Source organism: Aquimarina sp. BL5, from assembly GCF_003443675.1.
Lineage (GTDB): Bacteria > Bacteroidota > Bacteroidia > Flavobacteriales > Flavobacteriaceae > Aquimarina.
The window spans coordinates 2887639-2911854 of sequence record NZ_CP031963.1; the positions used below are offsets into that span (position 1 = coordinate 2887639).

Below are 24216 nucleotides of genomic sequence, written 5' to 3' on the forward strand. Positions count from 1 at the left end.
CTCATGATGATCAAGAAACTATTATTACTTTTTATAGGATTATTTATATTAGGATCTTGTTCTAAAGAAAAAGAAACTAAAATACTCAGACTTGCGCATACTTTAGACACCAAACATCCTGTGCACAAGGCAATGGTAATTTTAGGAGAAAAACTTGAAAAAAAATCTAATGGCACCTTACAAGTTAAATTATATCCAAGTGGTCAATTAGGTGCAGAACGCGAATGCCTGGAATTACTACAAATAGGAAGTCTTGACATCACCAAAGTCTCATCAGCTGTATTAGAAAATTTTATTATTGAGTACAAAGTTTTCAGTATTCCTTATTTATTCAGAGATCGAAAGCATGCGTTTCAGGTTTTTGATGGTTCTATTGGAGATGATATGCTTACCAAAGGTGATAAATACCGATTAAGAGGACTCACTTTTTATGATGCAGGAAGTCGTAGTTTTTATACTAAAGAAAAACCAATAAATACTCCGGGAGATCTAAAGGGTCTTAAAATTAGAGTGCAAAAAAGTAATATGGCGGTGGCGATGGTTAACTCTTTAGGAGGTTCCCCTACTCCAATTTCATGGGGAGAATTATATACCGCGCTGCAACAAGGTGTTGTAGATGGTGCAGAAAATAATCTTCCTAGCTTTTATACCTCCAAGCATTATGAAATATGTAAATATTTTAGTTTGGATCAACATACAGCTGTCCCAGATGTTCTATTAATTGGTTTAGATACCTGGGAAAGGTTGTCTAAACAAGAACAGGCTTGGTTAAAAGAAGCTGCTAAAGAATCTACTATCGAGCAACGCAGATTATGGGCAGATTCTGAAAAAGAGTCTCTAGATGCTATAACAGTATCAGGGGTCGAAATTATAACGCCTGATAAGGTTTTGTTTGAAAAACAAACAGAAAGCATCCAAGCCATGTTTCAAGATCAACCTGAAATGCTATCTCTGATTAACAATATCAAAAACACGAATCAATGAGAAAGGTAATCGATACATTTTTAGAAAAAGCCCTGATCATTATATTTTCAATAATGTTATTTAGTGTTATATGGCAAGTGTTTTCGAGGTTTTTATTAAAGTCTCCTAGTACAATTACGGATGAAATTTCGAGCTTTTCTCTAATATGGTTAGGTCTTTTGGGAGCAGCATATGCCACAGGAAAACGCTTACATCTGGCTATAGATTTAATACCCGGTCACATTATAGCAAAAAAGCAACAACTATATGATGGAATTATTCACGGGGCTGTATTGATTTTTGGTTTTTTAGTCATGGTAGTCGGTGGGACGAGGCTTTGTTGGCTTACGTTTGTATTTCAACAAAAATCGGCCACACTAGAGATTCCTTTAGGATTTATTTATTTGGTAATACCTATCAGTGGATTATTAGTTTGTTACTACTCCATCGAAATTCTACTTCGAAAAAAAAGATTTTAAAATATGTTTTATGAATTATACTGAAGTTTTAATCCTGACCCTTAGTTTTCTAGTATTACTTTCCATACGTGTCCCTGTTGCTTACGCTATTGGCCTTTCCGGACTATTTACACTTATGGTTGCTATGCCATTTATGCCTTCAGTAACAACATTAGCACAGCGTATGGCGACTTCATTAGATAGTTTTACGCTTTCTGCTATTCCCTTTTTTATTCTAGCTGGCCAGATTATGAATAAAGGAGGTATTGCTGTACGCCTCATAAATTTCGCAAAGGCAATTGTCGGACCTCTTCCTGGAGGATTAGCTTTTGTAAACATATTTGCTTGTATGCTTTTTGGTGCCATATCAGGTTCCGCAGTTGCTGCAGCCTCAGCAATTGGTGGGTTTATGAATCCAATGATGGAAAAAGAAGGATATGATAAACCTTTTAGTGCAGCCGTGAATATTACGAGTTCTACAACAGGATTATTAATTCCTCCCAGTAATGTCTTGATCATATATTCTCTAGCAAGTGGTGGAGTTTCTATTGCTGCTTTATTTGTAGCAGGATATCTACCTGGATTGCTTATTGGATTTGCTCTAATGATGGTTGCTGGTGTTTATTCAGTAATCAAAAAGTATCCTACGGAAAAGCTAGTGAGTTTTAAGGAGTTTTTCAAAAGGTTTTTAGATGCGTTACCAAGCCTTCTTTTACTAGTTGTAGTTATTGGAGGAATCGTTGCTGGAATTTTTACAGCTACAGAAGCTTCTGCTATTGCCGTGATTTACACTTTTGTATTAGCCATGGCGTATAAAGAAATTTCTTTTAAAAGTATTGCATCCATACTTTTGGAAACTATAAAAACCTCATCAATTGTGCTATTATTGATTGCTACTTCTATCGCAATGTCTTGGGTAATGTCCTACGAAAATATCCCTCAGGAAATTAGCAATGCTTTACTTTCTGTAAGTGAAAACCCAATAATAATCTTGATTCTTATTAATCTCATTTTACTATTTGTCGGTGTTTTTATGGATATGACTCCTGCGATATTAATCTTTACGCCTATATTTTTACCTATAGTTACTGATTTAGGAATGAATCCTATTCATTTTGGTATCGTGATGATTTTAAATCTTTGTATTGGATTATGCACTCCTCCGGTGGGCTCTGTACTTTTTGTAGGATGTAGTGTTGCCGAATTAAGTATTCAAAAAGTGATTAGACCATTAATGCCATTGTTTTTAATTATGATTCTGGTACTGGTTTTAATTACCTATATACCACAACTTAGTTTATGGTTACCAAAGATATTTGACTTGTAAGGTTTAATTCAAAAAACGGATTTTCTATTAACAATTATTGCAGCTAAGTTTTAGATACAATTTGAGTTTAAAAAAAATGATGATACTATTGTCAATCTGAGCTTGTCAAATACACTTTGATTATTCAAAAATGTAAACTTTGACAAACTCAATTTGACAACTTATCCTTTTAGTGGATTTATGTTATTACATTAATTAGTTTTCACAATTTTATAGATCATCGGTTCGGCTCGACGATTATTAATATCAATAATTCGAACCATATAGATTCCATTAGATAATTCACTAAAATCAATTTCAGTTTCATTCTCGCCCAATGATTTACTGATTTTTACGGCACCTAAAAGATCATATACCTTTATGATTTTAGGAAAATTACCTGATGAAATACGCACTATATCTTTCACCGGGTTAGGATACAATTCAGGTCTATTTACTTGGTTCTCTGGTTCTTTATTCTCTAGATAGTTAATGATCAACTCTGGAGCTCCTGTTGTTGAGTTTTCTTTGGATCCGAAAGCAAAATCATTTCCTCCGTTCATCTCTATAATAAGACTCACTCTATTGGCAGAAACTTTAGAAAGATCTACTGGAATCTGTATTGTAGAACCTATAGCATAAGTGCCTGTTTTTGAACCAATACTTCGTGTCTTAATTCCGGGACGGTTCTGCGTAGAAATATTAGTTTCTGTCCAACCATTATGAATTGCTTCGTGTACAAGCAATTCTCCATTTCCAGAATCGCCAAATACTTCGAACTGTAACATTGCACTATCGATTTCACCACTAATTTCAGATAAATCATACATCAAATATCCAGTACGCCTACCACTTTCTATACGTACCATAGCGTTATTAAATCGCATACTATTATCTAGATAAGCATCGTGAATAACAGAAAGGGTTGTCGTTCTTTCTATACGTGCAGGTTTTGTAATTTCCACTCTATCAAAATTGAATAGATATGTAGTTCCTCCACTATATACTAATCGCAATGTTTGATTTCCTTCAGAAAGTGATATAGAAGTTGAATATGGTTGATAAGAGTGCCAATTACCATTACCTAGAATCTGCACGGATCCTTTTAAGGAGTTATTCGCATAAATCTCTATTGTACCTCCACTTGTATTACTTGAAGCATATGCCGCAACATCGTAGGCTCCTGATTCTGTAATATTAATTTGATACTCTGTGTAATTGTTATTAAGAATGAATCCTAAGTTTTGACCTCCTCCAGGTGTGTTCTCAGTTCGTACACTTCCTGATACATCAGTAAATGCTTCTGCTTCAAAATTTCCTGGTATTGGAATTGCATTTCCACCACTTACGGTAATCATTTTCGTTTTGGTGGCAGTTTGTCCATTAGATGAAGTCGCTATAGCCTTTAAGTCATAGTTTCCAGCTGCTAAATTTAATAAGTCGGTATCATTAGCACCGGGATTTGCGGTTCCCCATTCATAGGGTGCTGCATTTTCTTGTCGTACTAATGAATTATTAAGATATAGTCTAATGTTAGCAACACTTCCACTGGTAACGGAAACAACTACACCTAAATCGTCACCCACTTCTAACTGTGTATTAGTAGGACTCGTAAATGCAATATCCGGCGTATTATCACAAGGATCATCTGATGCATTCGGACCATGAATATAATCTATCCAAGTATGCCTTGGAGCAGATGTATCCGGTGGGAAATCCAATCGAATTTTAGTAATTGTTTTTCCCATCCAGGTGTTGAGATTACTCATATCAAACACAAGTTCTTCGAAGACGTTTGTGGTTTGTGGAGCAACAGTTACGGAACGATTTGCCGCAAAACCAGGTTGGTCTGTAGTTGCCCAGAACAGTTGGAAAGTACCAGCAGCTTCAGACTTTGTTCTAATCCTTAATTGTGGCACTTGACTACCATTAAACTTTAATCCAATTCTTATTATATATGGATCATTAGAGTTATCCGCTCTTAACAGCCAGTGTTGATCACTGCTGGTGTTATCTGCCGCAATGTTAACTTTCTGAAAACTTTCTGAGGTTCTATTAAACCCAAAATTTAAATCAAAGGCGTTATTAGGATTACCACAACTATCTGTTTCGACTATATCTGGTCTTCCATCTCCGTCGCTATCAATGGCAGTGACACCATCAAGATCATTGGTCGTACAAGGAAGAGAAGTGGGCTGAAAACTTCCATTATTATCCCAATTAAAGAAAATATTAGATCTATCATCACCGCCTAAATTTCTAAGCTTAAGGTATACATCTCCATTTCCTGCAATAAAATAAGCATTATCGGTAGCATTTTCTACCGCTGCAATAGAATTTAGACGCGGCAGATTAAAATTATGTCCCCTTGCTCTAAAATTACCTAGTCTTCCTAAACCTTTAAAACGTACAAATCCTAAATCACCAACATCTCCTCTATTCCAAATGAGATGAATACTTCTATTTGACGGGGCTCTATCTAAATAATAAGTATACATAAAACCTTCATTAACTATTGTAGGGAATTTATAAGTTCCTGAAGATGCATTTCCAGATTCATAGAAACAAACATCCTCTGTTCCCTGTTTAGAACGAACTACTGATATTCGGGTTCCACTAGAGTTAATACCTGCAAGCCATAATCCCGCGAAGAAATAATCGGATCGAGCAGCATTTCTCCAAGAAGGATGTCTGTATTCATGTCCATCTCTTAAGAATGCTATGTCTCTAATCATTGTGGTATTTGCTTTACCAGTTAATCCTCCATCATAATCTTTAAAAAACTGACCAACCTTTCTTGCACGAGTATCATCTGTATTTGGTAAAGGAAAAAATCTAAACGGAAAAGGTTCAGAAAACCCTTTTGTGGTTCCTCTAAATGTAGGATTAAAATTCTCGGTAGCTCCCCCTCCAGTAATTTGCTTAATCATTTGAGAATTTGATCGATTCCATCCTTCAAAATGACAATCGAAATGCCTACCAGGGCCATCATAAAATCTAAAGAATTCTCGCGTACCATTAAAAACACCTAAATCTGTATCTACATTAAAAAGGCTGTTCTCTATTGTAAGATCACCGGCAAGCATAGAAACAGTTTTATTATCACTAAAAGCACAATTATAGAAAACTGTATTTTTATTTATTCCTCCTACACCTAATCCACTATACAAAGCTTGATCATTACCATAAAACAAACCATCTTTAATCAATTGTCTAGTATTAACTTTCCATCCAAAATTCTTTTTTAAGGAATGATCAGGATTCAGTTGGTCAAAAACATCCCAACCCGTCATACAGGTATGTGCTACAAAACCATCAAATCGTCCTAAAGGCTCCGTGGTTGGGTTTAAACCTTGAAAATAAGGTAAATTACCAGAATCGAACATAGGCTTTTCTGGAAAAGCAAACCAAAACCCTGTTCCTTCGGTACCTGCAGCAATATTGTTCTCAAAATAATTATTTGGGTTAGTGATCCAATAAGATGCGGGTGTTCTATTTTGGGCTTCATTAGCTTCATTATCAGAAGGTGTCAATTGTTCTCCTGGTTTTGGCCTTCTGGTGACAAATACCACATTATTCTTAATGGTATTAAATCGTTCTCCACCATCTTCTAAAAAAATACCATGACCGATCTGATCATACGCAAATACTCCATCTACAGTTACATAATCCGTACCGTGAATTGTTACTGCGCGATTAAAAGATTTGTGCACACTACTATTTCTTAAATAACTGCCTTGTGCTTTATCTTCATTTAAATGCCAATGGAATGGATATCTTCCTAAAATCCCTTTCTGTCCCATCTTGTAGAGTTCTACATGTTCTGCATGAGCAGTAGAATTCTTCATAAGCATGATATGACCACCAAATCCTGTTTGTTCGTTATTTCCATCCATCTTACCCTGAATCTTAATATAATGTGATAACAACCCAACTTCTCCTTGGATATCTACATTCCATGTTTTTCCATCTCTATCTCTGGTATATGTCTTAGATCCACCAATATGTTTGAATTTAAGAGGAGATGCTAATGTCAGAGTTCTTCTATTACCGCTAATTGCAGTGATCTCTGCTTCATCTACATCGTTCCATGCTTTTGATTGCGAACTAGCCAACCCTGTAGAAGTCAATGCGATCTTATCGCCTACTTCCCAATCTACCTCATCTTTTAAAGTGATTTGAGTAGCTCCAGCATTAGCCGTAGTCACAAGATTAGTCCAACTCATTCTTTCCTTTCCGTGGAGTTCTAATCGACCTCCACCCATCACCATAATAGCCTTATAGGATGCAGGAGCATTGTTTATTTTATTACCAGTAAGTGTGATTTGACATCTAATACCTCCAGGGCCCTTATCTGCATTATAAGGTTGGGCTTCGGTTCCAATCTCCATATAACCCCCATTGGCAACCATTATACTTCTGGCTTCTAAATCAATCCAAGCACCTTCGGATTGATAATTTACAGCACTTAATTTTCCTTGTATATTGATGTTCCTTGCTCTGCAGATTCCTACCATTCTTAAGTCTATACCTGAAGGAACCACTACATCATCATTTGATGTAGGTTTTATACCATTGGGCCAGGTAGATGCATCTGTCCATAAACCAGAATTAATTGGTCTAATCGTAGCCAAGTTAGTCGGAGGAACACAATCATACGAAGAGGAAATCTTAGACGATGGAACGGTATTAGTAGCAAAAAGTCTACCAACACAAAACGTAAGAAATATTAGTATAACAACTGTTGCTAAATTATTCCGTTTTGCTATACGTTTCAGTATGGTTATTGGGATTGTTAGTTTTTTCATGATTTGTTGAGTTTACGTTGGTTTGATTTTTTAAGGTTTATAATAAGAGTATATTCTTTTAACTCTAATATTTATTAATCTTCATCAATACTACATTTGTCATTTTAAAAATTGTAATTGATATAGCTGAACACAAATCATAGGTATCGCATTAATCAGCCCAAAAGGGTCTAAAGCATTGGTAAGATTTAATATTCAATTCTATATTGAAATCATTAATTTTTTTAATTACATAACATTAGCGATCCATTCTATGAAAAATTCATAAAAGGAATGCCTGGTGCGCTAATGCACATCAAATATTAAAGATCTAAGGGAAGAAATATTTTTTAGGCACTAAGCAGATAATATTGCTTAATTTTTGATACAACGTTTTAAAAACAAAAATTACTTTATGTAAAATTATTTATACATATTGTCCCAATAATATTTGTCTATAATCCATTGTAAAAATCGTAAAAAGAAGTGTCTGGATTCTCTTGTTTTTACGACTTAACAATATTAACGAAATTATTGACTTAGTTTATATTAAATCAATCTTCAAAAAACATAAAATACTGTATATCATATATTTAAATTTATTTTTTCAATATTTTTTATAGATTTCGCAAAGAACACTTCTGTGATATTTCGATTAAAAAGTGATATTGTTTTTATTAAAAATGAGTAAATGCTTATACTACAATTAAAATGGTATATTTTTTTGATGAAAATTTAACAACCAAGACACTTAATTCAATAAAATATCCTGGTTGTTATTAGCTCAATTTTATTTTTTAACAAACAATAATGATTCTTTAAACCTAACTGATTTTACTAATAAGAAATAAGAGCCTGAAGGTAATTCTGAAACCTCCAAAACTTCCGTTTCATTCTTTGTACTTATCTCTTTTATTAAGCGTCCATCCAGACTTACTATTTGAAGCGTTTTTAATTCAGATGACATACCTGACACAGTAAATGAAGATGATAAAATCGGATTCGGAAATGCCTTGATCTGTACCAAATCGTTTTCTGGTCTTTCACGATTACAATTCGGCGCTGTCGGAGAATTGCTAAAGTAAATAGTAGCATCTTTTGTTTTAGAAACTAATACTAAATTTTCTCCATCTCTTGCTACCCAATACGATCCGTCTAATCCCTCAAAACCAGTATTATTTAAGGTAACCTCTGGTTGAGCATTCTGTAATTGGAAAATCATTGTATCTTTAAAATCTACATACCAGTCTGGAGATCCATTATTAGTGTTAATAGCAAATTGATACAATCCATTATTTTGAGGCACCCAATTAACTGTAAATTTTCGGAAGTTTCCTAATTTAGGCCCTTCACTTCCTAACACATGTACGTTACTATAAGTGATTTTATCCATAGGGCTTAGACCACTATTCGCTGGTGTTTCAAATCCACAATTATTAGTAGTACCGCCATTTTTGACTATAACAGTTCTTGATACTTCTTCTGACAACCCTTCTTTATCAAAAGCTCTGGCTCCAATACTATATGTTCCAGCTGATGTGGGTGTCCAAGTTATGCTAAAAGGTCTCGTACGATCTTGCTTAAAGAAAGAACCGTTTACCTTGAAGTTAACGTAATCTAAATTTCCATCTGGATCAGAAGCGTTTGCACTAAGCGTTATAGTCTGTCCTAAAACAAATTCCTGATTTTCCTGAGATGGATTTGTTAAAGAAACGATTGGTTTTTGATTACCAGCAGTTCCATTTACAGTTAACGTTAATGATTTATTCGTTTTTGCCCCATCATTGTCTGTAGCTTCAGCCCTAATAGTATGAGTACCTACAGAGAGGTTTAAAAGCTCGGTTGCATTATCGCCCATCCCCCATTCATATGGAGCTATGCTTTCCTGGCGAATTAAATTTCCATCTACATATAGTTTTACATTACTAATAGAACCATCATTATCAGATGCATTTACAGTAACTTCGAGTTCATCATAACCTTCAGGCAAACTAATATCTCCTGATGGTGAAGCAAAAGAAATGTTTGGTTTTTGATTGGATCCTCCTGTACCAATTGAAGAAGGACATTGACTCTCAGAAGACTCGGAAACACACCAATCAGCAAATCGTACCTGCTCATCATTTAATCCACTCGTTTTTCCTCTATAAATACCCCATTTAGGTCTATTATAATCTGCTCCACTTCTCCATAAATCTATATTAGAATTAGAATAAGAAAAAACAGTTTGTCCATTAGACACTTTTTTCAGCACCACATTGAGTGTTCCATTATCCCCATGTTTTATTTTCACATACCCTTCGATCCATTCTCCTTTAAATCTAGATAGTGGTTCTTGTTTTAGATCAACATAAACAGAATTCGGATTTTTTCTATTATGTACCAACTCAAATTTATCTTTTTGTGCTGATAAAGTTAGTATTGGTGGCTTATCATTACTTCCTCCTTTAGCCTTTAATTGAAAGAAGTGACAAAATCTATTACTAGCTTTATAATTACTTGCTAAACGAAACTTCCACCTATAGTAGCTCGTAGAATTTCTGGGGTGACGCAAAGTATTGGAACTAGCTCCTGGTCCTCCTTTTATTTCAATGCGCACACGATCATCATTTTTACATCGATCATCATCGTCATCGATATGACTATGAAAAACAAATACATTCTTGTCTAATTCATTATCAAACCTTTGGGTAATATGAGGTCCAAAACTCTTGTGCTTACAATCTGGATCTTCTATACCAAACCCATCATTTTTTATAACAGAATACCCACTGCCTGAACTGGAAGTAGCAGAAGAAGTAGTTTGGGATTGAAGCAAGGGTATATTGGCAAATAAGATACACCAAAGGAATGCACCAGACCTATTGATAAATAGATCAGAAAATAATTTTTGTCTTCTAATATTTACATTTAATTGCTGCTCATTAGTAGCGAGATATTCTCGCAACCAAAATAACTTTTGATTAAGTCTTGTTTTAAAATTTTTCATTGTGATTAGCTGTTTTTAACGTGCAGTTATTAGCATTAGGGCATTCTGTTTAACAAAACATCCTAATGCTAATTATAGATTCTATTTTTTTATAAATAACAGTGATTCTTTGAATCGAACTGCTTTAACCGAAAGGAAATAAGAACCTGATGGCAATTCAGAAACATCTATAGTTTCTCTCTCATTTTTAGTAGTAATTTCTTTTACAACTCTTCCATCTACACTTATTATTTGAAGTGTTTTTAATTCTTCAGACATCATCCCAGTAACTGATAAATAAGAATCTAAAACTGGATTAGGAAATGCATTTATTTGTGTAAAATCTGTTTCTGGGTTTGATCTATTACAATTAGGAGCGGTTGCTGAATTACTGAAATAAATTGTATAATTTCCAGACTTAGAAACCAATGCAAAATTAGCACCGTCTCTAGCTACCCAATAAGCACCGTCCAATCCATCAAAACCAGTATTATTCAGAGTAACTTCTGGATTAGAATTCTGTAACTGAAAACTCATGGAATCTTTAAAATCTACATACCAATCTGGTGATCCATTATTTGTATTGATTGCAAATTGATACAATCCATTGTTCTGTGGAACCCAATTAATTGTGAACTTTCTAAAATTACCTAGTTTAGGTCCTTCGTTTCCTAATACATGTACGTTGTTATAAGTGACTTTATCCATAGCAGTTAGACCACTATTTATTGGAGTTTCAAAAGAACAAGAAGACCCTCCACTAGTATCAGCATTTTGAACTGTTAGTGTAATCGAAGTTTCAGCTTTTTTTCCTTCATTATCAGTAGCTTCTGCCTTAATTGTATAGATTCCGGCTGGACGTCCATTAAGTTCATTTGGATTAGGAGATCCATCATGACCCCATTCGTATGGAGTAATATTTTCCTGACGGATTAAAGTATTATTGATATATAATTTCACATTAGCTACTGATCCATCGGGATCCGAAGCATTTACAACCACTGTAAGATCATATCCTTCATCCACGGTAAGATCACCAGAAAGATTAGAGAATGAGACTTGTGGTTCTTGATTACTGGTTTCTTCCTTAATGATTACTGTTCTAGATACTTCTGTAGAAAGCCCTTCTTGTTCGCTTTCAAAAGCTCTAGCTCCAACTGTATACGTTCCTGCAACAGTTGGTGTCCAAGACACTTCATAAGGCGCAGTTTGATCTTGTTTAAAAAATGATCCATTAATTTTAAAATTTACTTTTTCAATACTTCCCTCAGCATCTGAAGCATTGGCACTTAAGGAAATGGTTTCCCCAAGTGTATATTCCTGATTATTTTGAGGAGGATTTGTTAAAGAAACTTGTGGTGTTTGATTACTATTTACTCCACTTACTGTTAGTGTAAATGATTTACTGGCTTTTGCCCCATCATTGTCTGTAGCTTCAGCCCTAATAGTATGAGTACCTACGGATAGGTTTAAAAGTTCAGCAGCATTATCACCCATACCCCATTCGTATGGTACAACACTTTCCTGACGAATTAAATTTCCATCTACATATAGTTTTACATCACTAATAGTACCATCACTATCTGTAGCATTCACGGTTACTTCAAAATTTGTATACCCTTCTTGCACCGAAGTATTTCCTGCAGGCGATGCAAAAAATACTATAGGAGCTTCATTTTCTGTAGGGTTAGAATTATTTTTAGTTACTAAAATTACCCAATCGCTACCTGTACTGTTTGGAGCATTACCAAGCGATCTATTTCCTCCTCCGCTAACATTGGTTACGGAACCATTTACTAAATTTCCACCATTTCGAGGGTTATACCACTTCACTGTAAATTGTCCACTTTGTTCATTTAAATTAAGATTTGTTGATCCTCCATTTTTTAAGTATACAACATAGGCTTCTCCTTGTTGCGCATAGCAATAATCATTGTTGTTAGAAGATAATGAGTTATTATTTCGCATTTGTGTCAAAGGAAGATCTGCAATATCAAAGAACCTAATTGCGTGACGTCCATAATCCCACCATTTATCTCTACTTCTAAAATTCTGCAAAGAAAGATCAGAATCAGCATGTCCATATCCGAAATACCATTCATTACCCCATCCACCAGCAAGTAGAGTTCCCCACATAGCATTTTTTCGACCATTTGTATGGGAGTTTCCAGCGTCATTATCCGGGCGAATTGCATCCTCAGCATCTCCTGGCTCATCACAGGCTACAGCCCATTTTTTTCCAGCATTTCTAGAATTATCTACCCATTCTTTTACCCAACCAAAAACATTACTAAAATTGGCTTTATTAGTTTGTAAAGAAAGTCCAGTAAGGTTCGAGGTGTTTCCTAGCAAATCATCTGGAAGAAAAGAAGGTGCATTATGAATAACTATATGATGACGATACGGATCGTTATCCCAGAAATAACGGGTCATGGCTCTTCTCTGTGCAGTACTTTGATTAGTACTACCAAAAGTTCCATTTTCTTCACCTAAATTCCAATTTAGTGCTAAATTATGTCCAAATCTAGCGATTAGTTCGCGATAGTATAATTTACGTTGTGTTCCTACATTACCATTATCCAGTAACATCTCGTTTTCCGTTTCTTGTGTTTTAAAATGCGCAAAAATTCCGTTATGCTGCATATGCTCTATAACAATTGCCCATTGTTCTAATTTAGAAACATCCATTCGAGTACGTTGATTGCTTCCTACATATGGATATACATTTTCATCGTCTCCATTAATATTCATGGTTAAGAATGACATGGCATTTAACCCTTCGCTAGCAATATAATTTACAGCTCCTATCAATCCTTTTCCTTTTCCACTCTTCCAGGTAGGATCACCAGGTTCCCAATCTCCTACGTGCGGTTGATAATCTTTTCTTCTATTTCCAGCGTTCGGTGTATTATCAAAATCATCATATGCTAGCAGGTTTTCTGGCGAGTCAGATCCTTGTTTGATCATATATTTACCTGTCTCCGCAAAACGCAGATAATGTTCTCCTACATATTGCAGACGGCCTTTTCCTCTAAAATCTCTACCTGATTTATTCGTCGCACTGATGTTGAATGATCCTGTTTCTCCATTCATAAATCCAGCTACAGTTCCGGCATTAGCACCATCATTAACAGCGACATTGCTTCCTTTTCTAAAAGAAACTGAATAGTTCCAAGTTCCTGTTTTATCCGGTGCAAAATGAGCTCTCCATTTGTTTCCACTAGATGCAGATGTCTGTCCTGCATTCCCATCTGCAGCGTAATAACCTGGTACGACATACGATGGAGATCCACTTTCATGTGTAAAGGTTACATTCAATCTATAATTTAGAAATGGATTATCACCCGCTGATTCCGAAGTATTAGGTCCATTAAAAGTTAGTGTTACTTTATGCCATTTTCTTCGCTCACCTGTAATCGATGCGCTGCTATTATTGTCACCACCTCCATCATCATCACAAGTTGTTTCTTCCAAAGACAAGTTTGTAGCATTAGCGCTCGTACGATTTAGTGTAACTCGATCTACAATATGATGTTTTGAACGACCTGATATTAGCATTGTATATACACCTGGTGAATCAAACTCCACAAAGATATCATAAGGATCGTTATCATTGGTTTTTGTAGCCCAGGTCCAATTTGTGGTTCCTGTAGAATATACCTTAAGATATCCTTCACCACTTGCTCCTTCCGGATTAGGTGTTTGACCAGATCCTTTAGGATATACTCTTTCACTACCTTTTTGCCCATAAAATTCACTTGCATCGGGGAATTTTAACCAAGTATCATTTGCTTCGGTTGGACTATCTCCTTCGCCTACTTTAGATCTCCAAAGGAACTTATACCGTCCTGCAGAATTGATCTTGATCTTTGTATTGATCACTCCATTACCAGGGTCATTAAAATGGTCAGGACCTGTCCATTCAATATAACCTCCTCCTGTAAATCCCGAAATTGCGCTCTTTTTTTGCCAATTCCCTGAAGTAGATAAGTTTTCTGCTTCGATAACAACAAGTCCATTTTTCTCTTCGTATGCAGTATCACAATTACTTCCGCCTCCACCAGAACCAGTTACGGTGAAACTTTTAGCATCTTCATCTGTTGCTCCATCATTGTCGGTCACTACTACTTTAACTGTATAACTTCCTATCTGGACATTCGATATTTGATGAGGTGTGTAATTTGTTCCATCTGTATCTACCAAATTTCCATTTACGAAAACCAGATGCTTTGTTATCGTTCCATCAGCATCATTCGCATTAATATTTACTGATATGTTTGCTCCTATCGAGTAAGTGTTATTAATTCCTGTTATGGATACAGTAGGAGAATTATTATATGTTCCATTTATCGTTTTCTCTCCTGCTATACTGGAACTGGCATACAGAAATAATAGGTTGGCTACAAGGAATACTGTGATTCTACTTGCATTTTTAAAATGATTTTTCATGATTGTTTTAAGAGTATTTTGAGGTTAATAAATTATTGTTTGGTAAAAAGCATGGATTTTCTAGATTTTAAGCTTTTAATAATCAAAACATAAGTACCTGTTGGTAGTGTAGATACGTTTAATTGTGTATCATTTGTTTGTTCTTCTTTATGAATTATTATCTTCCCTAACATATCTACTACTTCAATTGACGAAAGCTCATAATCCATTCCTGAAATATTTAATACATTATCATTGACAGGGTTTGGGAATACAACAATTTGAGAATCATCAGGAATTTCGGAAGTATTACTCCTATCACTACAAGTAGGAGCAGAAGATGAATTATTAAAGTATAAAGAGAAGTCTTTTGTTTTAGAAACTAATACAAAGTTATTACCATCTCTTGTAACCCAATAAGATCCATCCAATCCTTCGAAACCGGTATTGTTTAATATAATCTCTGGTTGTGCATTTTTAAGCTGATAAGTCATGGTATTTTTGAAGTCTACATACCAATCAGGAGCTCCGTTATTCGTGTTAAATGCGAATTGATACAATCCATTATTCGCTGGTACCCAATTAATGGTAAACTTACGGAAGTTCCCTAATTTAGCACCATCGTCACCTAATACATGAACATTAGAATATGTGACTTTATACATCGCTGCAAGACCACTGTTTACCGGTGTTCCGAATGAACAATTATTGTCGCCATCTCCATCGCCTCCATTATCATCGTCTCCTTGTACAGTTAGTATAAAAGTTGCTTCTCCTTTTTTACCTTCATTGTCCGTAGCAACTGCTGTTACCGTATACTCTCCTGCAGAACGTCCATTCACCTCTTGAAGGTTCGGAGAACCGTCATGTCCCCACTCATAAGGAGCTACATTTTCCTGACGGATCAAACTGTTGTTTATATATAACCTCACATTAGAAATACTTCCATCTGGATCAGAAGCATTGGCAACTATCGTAAGGTCATATCCTTCTTGTACTGTAATATTATTCGATGGAGTAGCAAAAGAAACGTTAGGTGATTGATTACCAATTTCTTCTCTGATAATTACTGTTCTTGTTACTTCTGTAGAAAGCTCTTCTTTATCAAAAGCTCTGGCTCCTATTGTATATGTTCCCGCAACTGTAGGATTCCAGGTAACACTAAAAGGCCTATCCTGATCTTGTTTGAAAAAAGAACCATTTACTTTAAAATTGACATAATCTAAATTTCCATCTGGATCAGATGCATTTGCACTTAAAGTAATCGTTTCACCTAAAGTAAACTCTTGATTATCCTGAGAAGGATTGGTTAATGAAACTATAGGTGGTTTATTATCTTGATTTTCTACTCCAAGATCATATATCTGAAGATAAATTGGCTGAGCGCTTCCAGATCTTTTCTCCATTAAATAATAGTATAACATACCATCTCTAATATGAACTACACCATGTCTAAAAGTTTTTCCAGAATTAGTTGTATATAAGGTTTCCCAGTTATTGGTTCCAGCATTAGCTCTATAAACAACTGGTCTTCCTGACTTCAATCCAATCAAGAATACGTCATTTCCTATACTATGAAAATCTCCTCCAGGAAAATTCGTAGATGTTCTAAAATTGTTTTCTCCAGCTTTCTTGTAAGTATGCACATTTTTAGATCCATTTGGTCCTATTACCCTTGTTCTAAAATGAATACTACCATTTTCTGTTACCGTCCAATCGGCACCACTAGATATTTTAACTGAGTTAGCTCCAGAAGAACTTACTTCGTTTCCTGGTTCTGAAATAAATATCTTTTGCGGATCAATTACTGGAGTGGCTATGCTTCTGTTCTTATGATCTCTCCAATCTGTTAGATTATTTGAGTTGTTTGCATATGCGTAATAAAATCCATTATTAAGAGAAAATTTATCATTGTTGATGTTTCTTCTAGTATGAAAACCAATGTGCATTTTACCATTGATAAACTTAAAATCTCCATAAAGCCCCCAATTATAACTTATGCCTTTACTCCTAGCATTTAATACATTGAAATCTTTGAAACTACTCCATGAAGTACCATTATATTTGGCAGTCATGTATTTTCCATTATTGTTTCCCCCTTTACGCATGGATACAAAAAGATCTCCCACTTCATTATTGAAAAATCTGGGATAGGTCAATCCTTCATAATTATCGCCATTTTTTAAATACAAACGCTTCGGAAAAAATTTATCCAACGTGAATTCATTGTCTGGCAGGGTCGCTACGTTTTTTTTTGAATAACTATACCTAAAATAATCACTTCTTAAACTTCCATTAGATGGTCGAGTTCTGGAATAAGCGTGCATATCATATAATAAATGTACGGTTCCGTCTGTTGGGGCAATACCAACAGCTATCGTATTATGTGATTCTCCAATATGAGGTCGATTCTGAAAACCTGTATGTCTATGAGGAAACTGAATAGTAACTGTCTTCTTAGTATTAGTATTGTATCTTGACAGCATTACATGTCTATTACTTTCTCCTCCTTTATACCAAGTCATGAATACGTATTCTTTGTATTTATAAATACAATCACCATGCGGAGTAATTCTACTTCCAAATGCAAAATCGTATTTCGCTCTATTCGGAAATGTAAGTCTTTCACTTTCTGGAACTTTAGAACCGTCAAAATGTAAACCGAGATTTGAAATTTTAATTTCATCAACTAATTCTACCTGCGCCATCCCCGAATTGCTCATACATAAGAGCAAGAATGAGGAAACAAAGAATCGCAAGACTATTCTTGTTTTTTTTAAGTGATTTATCATGATTGTGTAAAGTATTTTGAGGTTGAAGTTTTAATTTGCGACATGATATAGTATACATAGGTTGAATATTTGAAGATCAACCTATGTCTTGACTAGTTTGGGGTCATACCTATTCCTTTATTTAATAAATAAAAAGGATTGTTTTGAGTTCTTACTTCTACTAATCAACAAATATGGTCCAGACGGAAGTTCCGAAACATCCATAGTTTCTGATGTGTTTTTTGAATTTAATTCTTTAATCACTCGTCCTTGAAGGTCAACGATCTGCAACACCTTTGTTTTAGAATTCAACCCTCTGACATACATTACATTATCTTTTATTGGATTGGGGTATACCAACATTTTTTCTTCAATATTTTCAATACCAGAAGATCTATTACATTCTGGAGTTGAAGATGAATTATTAAAGTATAAAGAGAAGTCTTTTGTTTTAGAAACTAGTACAAAGTTATTACCATCTCTTGTAACCCAATAAGATCCATCCAATCCTTCGAAACCGGTATTGTTTAATGTAATCTCTGGTTGTGCATTTTTAAGCTGATAAGTCATGGTATTTTTGAAGTCTACATACCAATCAGGAGCTCCGTTATTCGTGTTAAATGCGAATTGATACAATCCATTATTCGCTGGTACCCAATTAATGGTAAACTTACGGAAGTTCCCTAATTTAGGACCATCGTCACCTAATACATGAACATTAGAATATGTGACTTTATCCATCGCTGCAAGACCACTGTTTACCGGTGTTCCAAATGAACAATTATTGTCGCCATCTCCATCGCCTCCATTATCATCGTCTCCTTGTACAGTTAGTATAAAGGTTGCTTCTCCTTCTTTACCTTCATTGTCCGTAGCAACTGCTTTTACCGTATACTCTCCTGCAGAACGTCCATTCACCTCTTGAGGATTCGGAGAACCGTCATGTCCCCACTCATAAGGGGCTACGTTTTCCTGACGGATCAAACCGTTGTTTATATATAATCTCACATTAGAAATACTTCCATCTGAATCGGAAGCATTGGCAACTATCGTAAGGTCATATCCTTCTTGCACTGTAATATTTCCAGATGGTGAAGTGAAAGAGATATTTGGAGATTGGTTACTTGTTTCTGCTTTAATAATTACCGTTCTAGAAACCTCTGTAGAAAGTCCTTCTTGTCCTTGTTCAAAAGCTCTAGCACCAATTGTATAGGTTCCTTCTTGGGTAGGTGTCCAACTAACACTATAAGGAGCTGTTTGATCTTGATCATAATATCCACCGTTTACTTTAAAATTAACACGATCTACATCTCCATCAGGATCTGATGCATTTGCTCGTAAAGTAATCGTTTCTCCTAAGGTGAACTCTTGATTGTTTTGAGATGGATTCGTCAATGAGACTGTTGGTGGTTTATTAGGATCAGAAGAACTCCCAGAAGGAGTTGCTGCTGCTAAAGTTGTAGCAACTCTCATTTCATCATAATAAGTAGTAACATCAAAGTTACAGGCATTAGAATTATATGATCCCCATTTTGGATATACCACAGTTCCATCAAACGTTTTGTGATATGCTCTCTTACCATCAGAAGATAATTTGACCTTATAATCCTGAAATCCCGAATTGGTTAATGTTTGTTTCTCTCCATTATACCAAAATTCTACATATCCTACATCTTTATTTCTGGACATCTTTATTTTTACAACAAAACTCACCCAGGTATTTTCCGGAATAGATTTATTCCATAGGGTGGTTTTCCGTCTACTAATAGATCCGTTACAAGAATTCCATGAGGGATAACAAGGCCCCCAAGCACTGAGACTCAGTTTCCCATTTCCGTATCCCATATTAAGTGGATAGTTTTGAGTATTGTTCTGATTGCCCGCATCAGTCTTCCATTGCCATACAGCAATTCCATTAGTAATATTGGGAGTTGAATTTATTTTCCATCTCCATCCATAATATAGCACATCTCCATCCTTAGGTACATGATTATTAACTGTACCTGTTGTTCTGGCAAACTCTCCTCTCTTTTGTCCTTTGGGCTTACGAATTCTCCATACTTTTCCATATTCTGAATCGTTCGTAGTAGTAGCTGTAGATGAATTATTAGATTGACTATTACAATAGTCTTGAGGAAAATTTCCGGCATCAAATCTTCTGAAGCTACTATTTACACTTTTATTAGGGTCTCCATACCAAAGAACTTGGCTATGTGCATAAACCCCTGCTAATAGAAATGTTACCAGAAAAATAATATTTCTAATTTCATAATGTTTCATAATTCATGGTGTTATTATTATACATAGGTTGATCTTTTCATCGATCAACCTATGTATAACAAGGTTAGATTTTGGGTATATACGAATTCTTATTTCACAAACAATAAGGATTGTTTAGAGTTCTTACTTCTACTAATAAGAAGATATGGGCCCGATGGAAGTTCGGAAATATCTATAGTTTCGGATGTATTTTCCGAATTCAACTCTTTAATCACTCTTCCCTGAAAATCTACAATTTGAAGTACTTTGTATTTAGCAGACAATCCACTAACGTAAATAATATCTCCTTTGGCAGGATTAGGATATACTAACATCTTATTTTCAAATTCTTCAAAACCTGATGATCGATTACATCCTGGCGCTGATGATGAGTTACTGAAGTATAATGTGAAATTCTTGGTTTTAGAAACTAACACAAAATTATCTCCGTCCCTAGCTACCCAATACGTACCATCTAATCCTTCAAAACCTGTACTACTAAGAGTCACCTCTGGATTTGCGTTTTTAAGCTGAAAGATCATTGTGTTTTTAAAGTCTACATACCATTCTGGAGATCCATTATTCGTATTAATCGCAAATTGATACAGCCCATTATTAGCAGGTACCCAATTAATAGTGAACTTTCGGAAATTACCTAGTTTAGGACCATTAGCTCCTAAAACATGTACATTGGAATAAGAAATTTTGTCCATAGCGCTTAAACCACTATTCACAGGGGCACCAAACGAACAATTATTATCTCCCCCACCAGTGTTAGTGCTTTGAACAGTTAAAGTAAAAGTTACCTCAGCTGTTTTACCTTCATTATCAGTAGCTACAGCTTTAACTGTATACGTTCCGGCTGATCTTCCATTTACCTCTTGTGGATTCGGAGAACTATCATGACCCCACTCATAAGGAGCCACATTTTCCTGACGTATCAAACTATTATTAATATACAGTTTTACGTTAGATACACTACCATCAGCATCCGAAGCATTAGCTCGCACTACAAGATCATATCCTTCTTGTACTGTTATATTTCCTGAAGGTGTTGCAAAAGAAACATTTGGAGCCTGATTACTGGTTGGTGCTTTTATAATTACTGTTCTGGAAACTTCTGTAGAAAGTCCTTCTTGCTCTTTTTCAAAAGCTCTAGCACCAATTGTATATGTCCCAGCTACTGTTGGTGTCCAAGAATTTGTATATGGCGCCGTATAATCTTGACCATAATATCCTCCATTTACTTTGAAGTTAACACGATCTACATCTCCATCCGGATCTGATGCATTTGCTCTTAGTGTTATCGTTTCTCCTAAAGTAAAAACTTGATTGTTTTGTGATGGATTCGTTAATGAAACCGTTGGCGGTTTATTATCTTCTCCTCCGGGTGGATTGCCACATCCTGTCCACACTTTAAAATCGTCGAAAAAAGTATATTCTGTTCTTGGTGAATGCCAAACAGGGTCTGTTCTACTTCCCCCGCGATACGTATTCATAATCAAGGCATTGATTTTTAAGTTACCTTTTCCTGAATTACGAATTTTGGCATTATCATCACGATATGTTTCCTCTCCATCAATCCACATAATCACTTTTCCGTTTCTTTGTCCAGGCGTGTTCATTTTTATATATTGACGGATAGTATACCATCTATCATCCTTCAGATCAGAATAAATTCTTTTTCCATCTCCACAATCTCCATTTTGTCTGGGTTGTCCATTTGTCTTGTCGGCAAAATAACTATACAGAATAAGATAGGGTTTTGTTGTTTGTGCTCTATTTCTTCTCCACATTAGCCTTGCAGACCATCCATTTGTATTGTATTTACATCCAGACGGAATGGTTCCACGACCAGTACTTTCACTATTAACACCGCTTGTCGAACCTCCCAGACCAGGTAATTTACCACCTGTAGCCCAAAAGAAGTTATCGTCGAACTTCACCTTGTACTCTAAATACGCTTCATCTACCGCATCAAAATAAGGATCGAAGAGAAAACCACCTGATCTTCCTGATGCATCATTCTTTAAATACTGCGCTCGTAAAGTTCCATTGACAATTCTCGTCTCCTGTGGTGTATTTTCTATCAAATTACTCGGAGCACCAGGACCTTCTACTCCTCTGTAGGTAGATGCAGTCCACGGCTTTACTTTATTGTTAAAATCACTTTTTATATCAGCAATAGAATATCTTCTGTTATTCCAATTATTAAAATCTACATCGATTATAGAATTACATTGAGCAAAAGTTCGTTGATTGTTAAAAAGAAATGAAATTACTATCAGAAGTGATAACGTAAAAACATTCCTATTCCGTTTATAAATAACCTTTTCTTTCATGATTGTAAAATTTCTGATTAGTTAATAAGTTAAGTTTGTATGATTAAATTTTTACTAGTTTATACCTTTTAGATTCACCTTTAAAAGACCTCAATTCAATAAAATAAAGTCCTGCATTTAAAGAGTCCACGTTAATAGAGATTGAATTTTCTTTACCCAGTTTTATAGATTTAACTATCTGACTGTTCACACTATAAATCACTATTTCATGAAAGGATGCGTCTATCCCATTCATAAAAATGGAATTATTAACAGGATTTGGATAGTATGAAAATGAATCTACTTTAGTTAATCCTGTACTTGACCGGTTGGTACAAGAAGGAGCCTGATCATCGTTACTGAAGTATAATGTGAATCCTTCAGTTTTTGATACCATTACAAAACTATCTCCATCTCTAGTTATCCAATAAGAACCATCTAATCCAGATATTCCTGAATTACTAATGGTTACCGAAGGGTTTGATTGTCCAAGCGTATGCGTTAGTTTATTTTTTAGATCTACATAATAAGAAGGAATCCCATTATTAGTATTTATTGCAAATTGGTATAATCCGTTGCTAGCTGCATTCCAATTTATGGTAAACTTTCTAAAGTTACTCATAGATGGACCATTAGATCCTAGCACATAAACTTCTGTAAAAGATGTCTTCTCAATATTAGAGATACTATTAGATACAGGTGTATTAAAAGAACAACCTCTTCCCGAATCTCCGCCATCATCATAATTTAGAATTACTACCGTCTTAGAAGTCTCTATGGACAATCCTTCTTGATCTTTTTCAAAAGCTCTTGCTGCGATTACATACGTTCCTGCTTCGGTAGGAGTCCAAGACGCACTGTATGGACTTGAAGCATCTGATCTGTAATATGTCCCATCAATTTTGAAATTTACTTTATCAATATCACCATCAGGATCTGATGCATTCGCTCTTAGTGTAATTGTTTCACCAAGAGTATAACTTTCATTATTTGTTGTTGGTGATGTTAATTCGACTATCGGAGCTTGGTTTTCATTTCCTCCATCTCCACCATTTCCTCCAGAGTCTCCAATTCTACTGGTTGACACAATAAAATCATCAAAATAAGCCTCTAGATCCTTGGTAGGTTGAAAAGTCTCATCACTACCTCCAAAAAAAGTTGATAAGTATATAATATTAAGATGGATATCTCCTTCATCTGCTTGTCGATAATCACCATTATCTGTAATATCTATAGCTAAATCTCCATTTAGCCAACCTCTCATAATTCCGTCGTTCTGCCCAGGGGTGTTTAACTTATTGTACATTTCGACATGATTCCATTGTCCTTTTTTAAATTTAACCTGATCTGCCTGAGGTTCTCCATTAGGTTCTTCATAAGGATCCGTTAAACTCCAATTAATAGATGCGTGCCATCCATCCCAAGTAGGTTCTGTATTATAATGCACATAAAACTCAATAAGTCCATCATACCTCCACATCAATCGTAAAGACATATTCCTTTCTGAAGTTTGATACGCTAAACCTGGTAATTTACCTCCTGCTCGAAATTCAAAATCTTCTGGAAAATAAACCCAATAACTGATGTATAATTCGTCATATTCCCCTTCAACATCAAAAGGAACTTTGGTATGCATCCCACTTTGTCCAGTCTTAACTTGTCCTTCAGGATATTTAACATCCAATACCTTACCGCGGTTCTCAAAATCAGAAATATGTACTCTCCCCTCATCCGCACCTTTGCAAAATGAAACATTCAAAGCTTCTTTAATCTGATCTCTATTGTATTGACCAGAAGATAGGTGATCAAAATCATTTTGGTATACATAGTTTTCCTGAGCAAATAAAAATGAGGTAAAGCAAAGTGAAACTAATGTAAATACGTTTCTTATGTATTTGTAATTCATTGTGTGTGTGTTTGAATTGTTAGAATAATCATCAGGTAGGTATAGAAAC

At 35.2% G+C, this 24216-nt stretch carries 10 protein-coding genes; 3 read left to right on the forward strand and 7 right to left on the reverse strand.

Features of this window, described 5'->3' with window-relative positions; genetic code table 11:
• The first annotated feature begins 3 nt into the window (after positions 1 to 3).
• The 3 genes from D1818_RS12405 to D1818_RS12415 are packed head-to-tail and all read left to right on the forward strand — an operon-like array spanning position 4 to position 2748.
• Complete coding sequence (locus D1818_RS12405) at positions 4 to 984, forward strand: TRAP transporter substrate-binding protein (RefSeq protein ID WP_118459321.1); 981 nt, start codon at positions 4 to 6, stop codon at positions 982 to 984.
• On the forward strand, positions 981 to 1442 hold the full coding sequence (locus tag D1818_RS12410) for a TRAP transporter small permease (RefSeq protein ID WP_233558615.1): 462 nt from the start codon (positions 981 to 983) through the stop codon (positions 1440 to 1442). The genes D1818_RS12405 and D1818_RS12410 overlap by 4 nt, the downstream gene beginning before the upstream one ends.
• Before the next feature lie 10 nt (positions 1443 to 1452).
• Entirely contained in the window at positions 1453 to 2748 is a 1296-nt protein-coding gene (locus tag D1818_RS12415; protein ID WP_118459322.1) for a TRAP transporter large permease, read from the forward strand.
• A gap of 191 nt (positions 2749 to 2939) precedes the next feature.
• Here the strand turns inward: D1818_RS12415 and D1818_RS12420 are convergent, their stop codons facing one another.
• From D1818_RS12420 to D1818_RS12450, 7 genes are all read right to left on the reverse strand, one after another.
• Entirely contained in the window at positions 2940 to 7535 is a 4596-nt protein-coding gene (locus tag D1818_RS12420; protein ID WP_118459323.1) for a carbohydrate-binding protein, read from the reverse strand.
• A 769-nt stretch (positions 7536 to 8304) separates the two neighbouring features.
• Positions 8305 to 10503: an Ig-like domain-containing protein gene (locus D1818_RS12425; RefSeq protein ID WP_118459324.1), complete on the reverse strand. Its 2199-nt coding sequence runs from the start codon at positions 10501 to 10503 to the stop codon at positions 8305 to 8307.
• Positions 10504 to 10584: 81 nt separating this feature from the next.
• Positions 10585 to 14931, reverse strand: a complete 4347-nt coding sequence (locus D1818_RS12430) for an Ig-like domain-containing protein (protein WP_118459325.1) — start codon at positions 14929 to 14931, stop codon at positions 10585 to 10587.
• 32 nt (positions 14932 to 14963) lie between these two features.
• The gene (locus D1818_RS12435; protein WP_158596988.1) at positions 14964 to 17633 is read right to left on the reverse strand and encodes an Ig-like domain-containing protein; all 2670 of its coding nucleotides are present in this window, start codon (positions 17631 to 17633) and stop codon (positions 14964 to 14966) included.
• Between the two features lie 186 nt (positions 17634 to 17819).
• Entirely contained in the window at positions 17820 to 19961 is a 2142-nt protein-coding gene (locus tag D1818_RS12440) for an Ig-like domain-containing protein (RefSeq protein ID WP_118459327.1), read from the reverse strand.
• An 89-nt stretch (positions 19962 to 20050) separates the two neighbouring features.
• On the reverse strand, positions 20051 to 22282 hold the full coding sequence (locus tag D1818_RS12445) for a polysaccharide lyase (protein WP_118459328.1): 2232 nt from the start codon (positions 22280 to 22282) through the stop codon (positions 20051 to 20053).
• A gap of 43 nt (positions 22283 to 22325) precedes the next feature.
• Positions 22326 to 24167 carry a polysaccharide lyase gene (locus tag D1818_RS12450; RefSeq protein ID WP_118459329.1) on the reverse strand — a complete coding sequence of 614 codons (1842 nt, stop codon included), beginning with the start codon at positions 24165 to 24167 and terminating at the stop codon, positions 22326 to 22328.
• Between the last annotated feature and the right edge of the window lie 49 nt (positions 24168 to 24216).

Bases quoted from the DNA above. Each gene is read 5' to 3' on its own strand.
- D1818_RS12450 (WP_118459329.1), bottom strand. From the start codon at position 24,167: ATGAATTACAAATACATAAGAAACGTATTTACATTAGTTTCACTTTGC.
- D1818_RS12440 (WP_118459327.1), bottom strand. From the start codon at position 19,961: ATGAAACATTATGAAATTAGAAATATTATTTTTCTGGTAACATTTCTA.
- D1818_RS12410 (WP_233558615.1), top strand. From the start codon at position 981: ATGAGAAAGGTAATCGATACATTTTTAGAAAAAGCCCTGATCATTATA.
- D1818_RS12415 (WP_118459322.1), top strand. From the start codon at position 1,453: ATGAATTATACTGAAGTTTTAATCCTGACCCTTAGTTTTCTAGTATTA.
- D1818_RS12420 (WP_118459323.1), bottom strand. From the start codon at position 7,535: ATGAAAAAACTAACAATCCCAATAACCATACTGAAACGTATAGCAAAA.
- D1818_RS12405 (WP_118459321.1), top strand. From the start codon at position 4: ATGATGATCAAGAAACTATTATTACTTTTTATAGGATTATTTATATTA.
- D1818_RS12445 (WP_118459328.1), bottom strand. From the start codon at position 22,282: ATGAAAGAAAAGGTTATTTATAAACGGAATAGGAATGTTTTTACGTTA.
- D1818_RS12425 (WP_118459324.1), bottom strand. From the start codon at position 10,503: ATGAAAAATTTTAAAACAAGACTTAATCAAAAGTTATTTTGGTTGCGA.
- D1818_RS12435 (WP_158596988.1), bottom strand. From the start codon at position 17,633: ATGAGCAATTCGGGGATGGCGCAGGTAGAATTAGTTGATGAAATTAAA.
- D1818_RS12430 (WP_118459325.1), bottom strand. From the start codon at position 14,931: ATGAAAAATCATTTTAAAAATGCAAGTAGAATCACAGTATTCCTTGTA.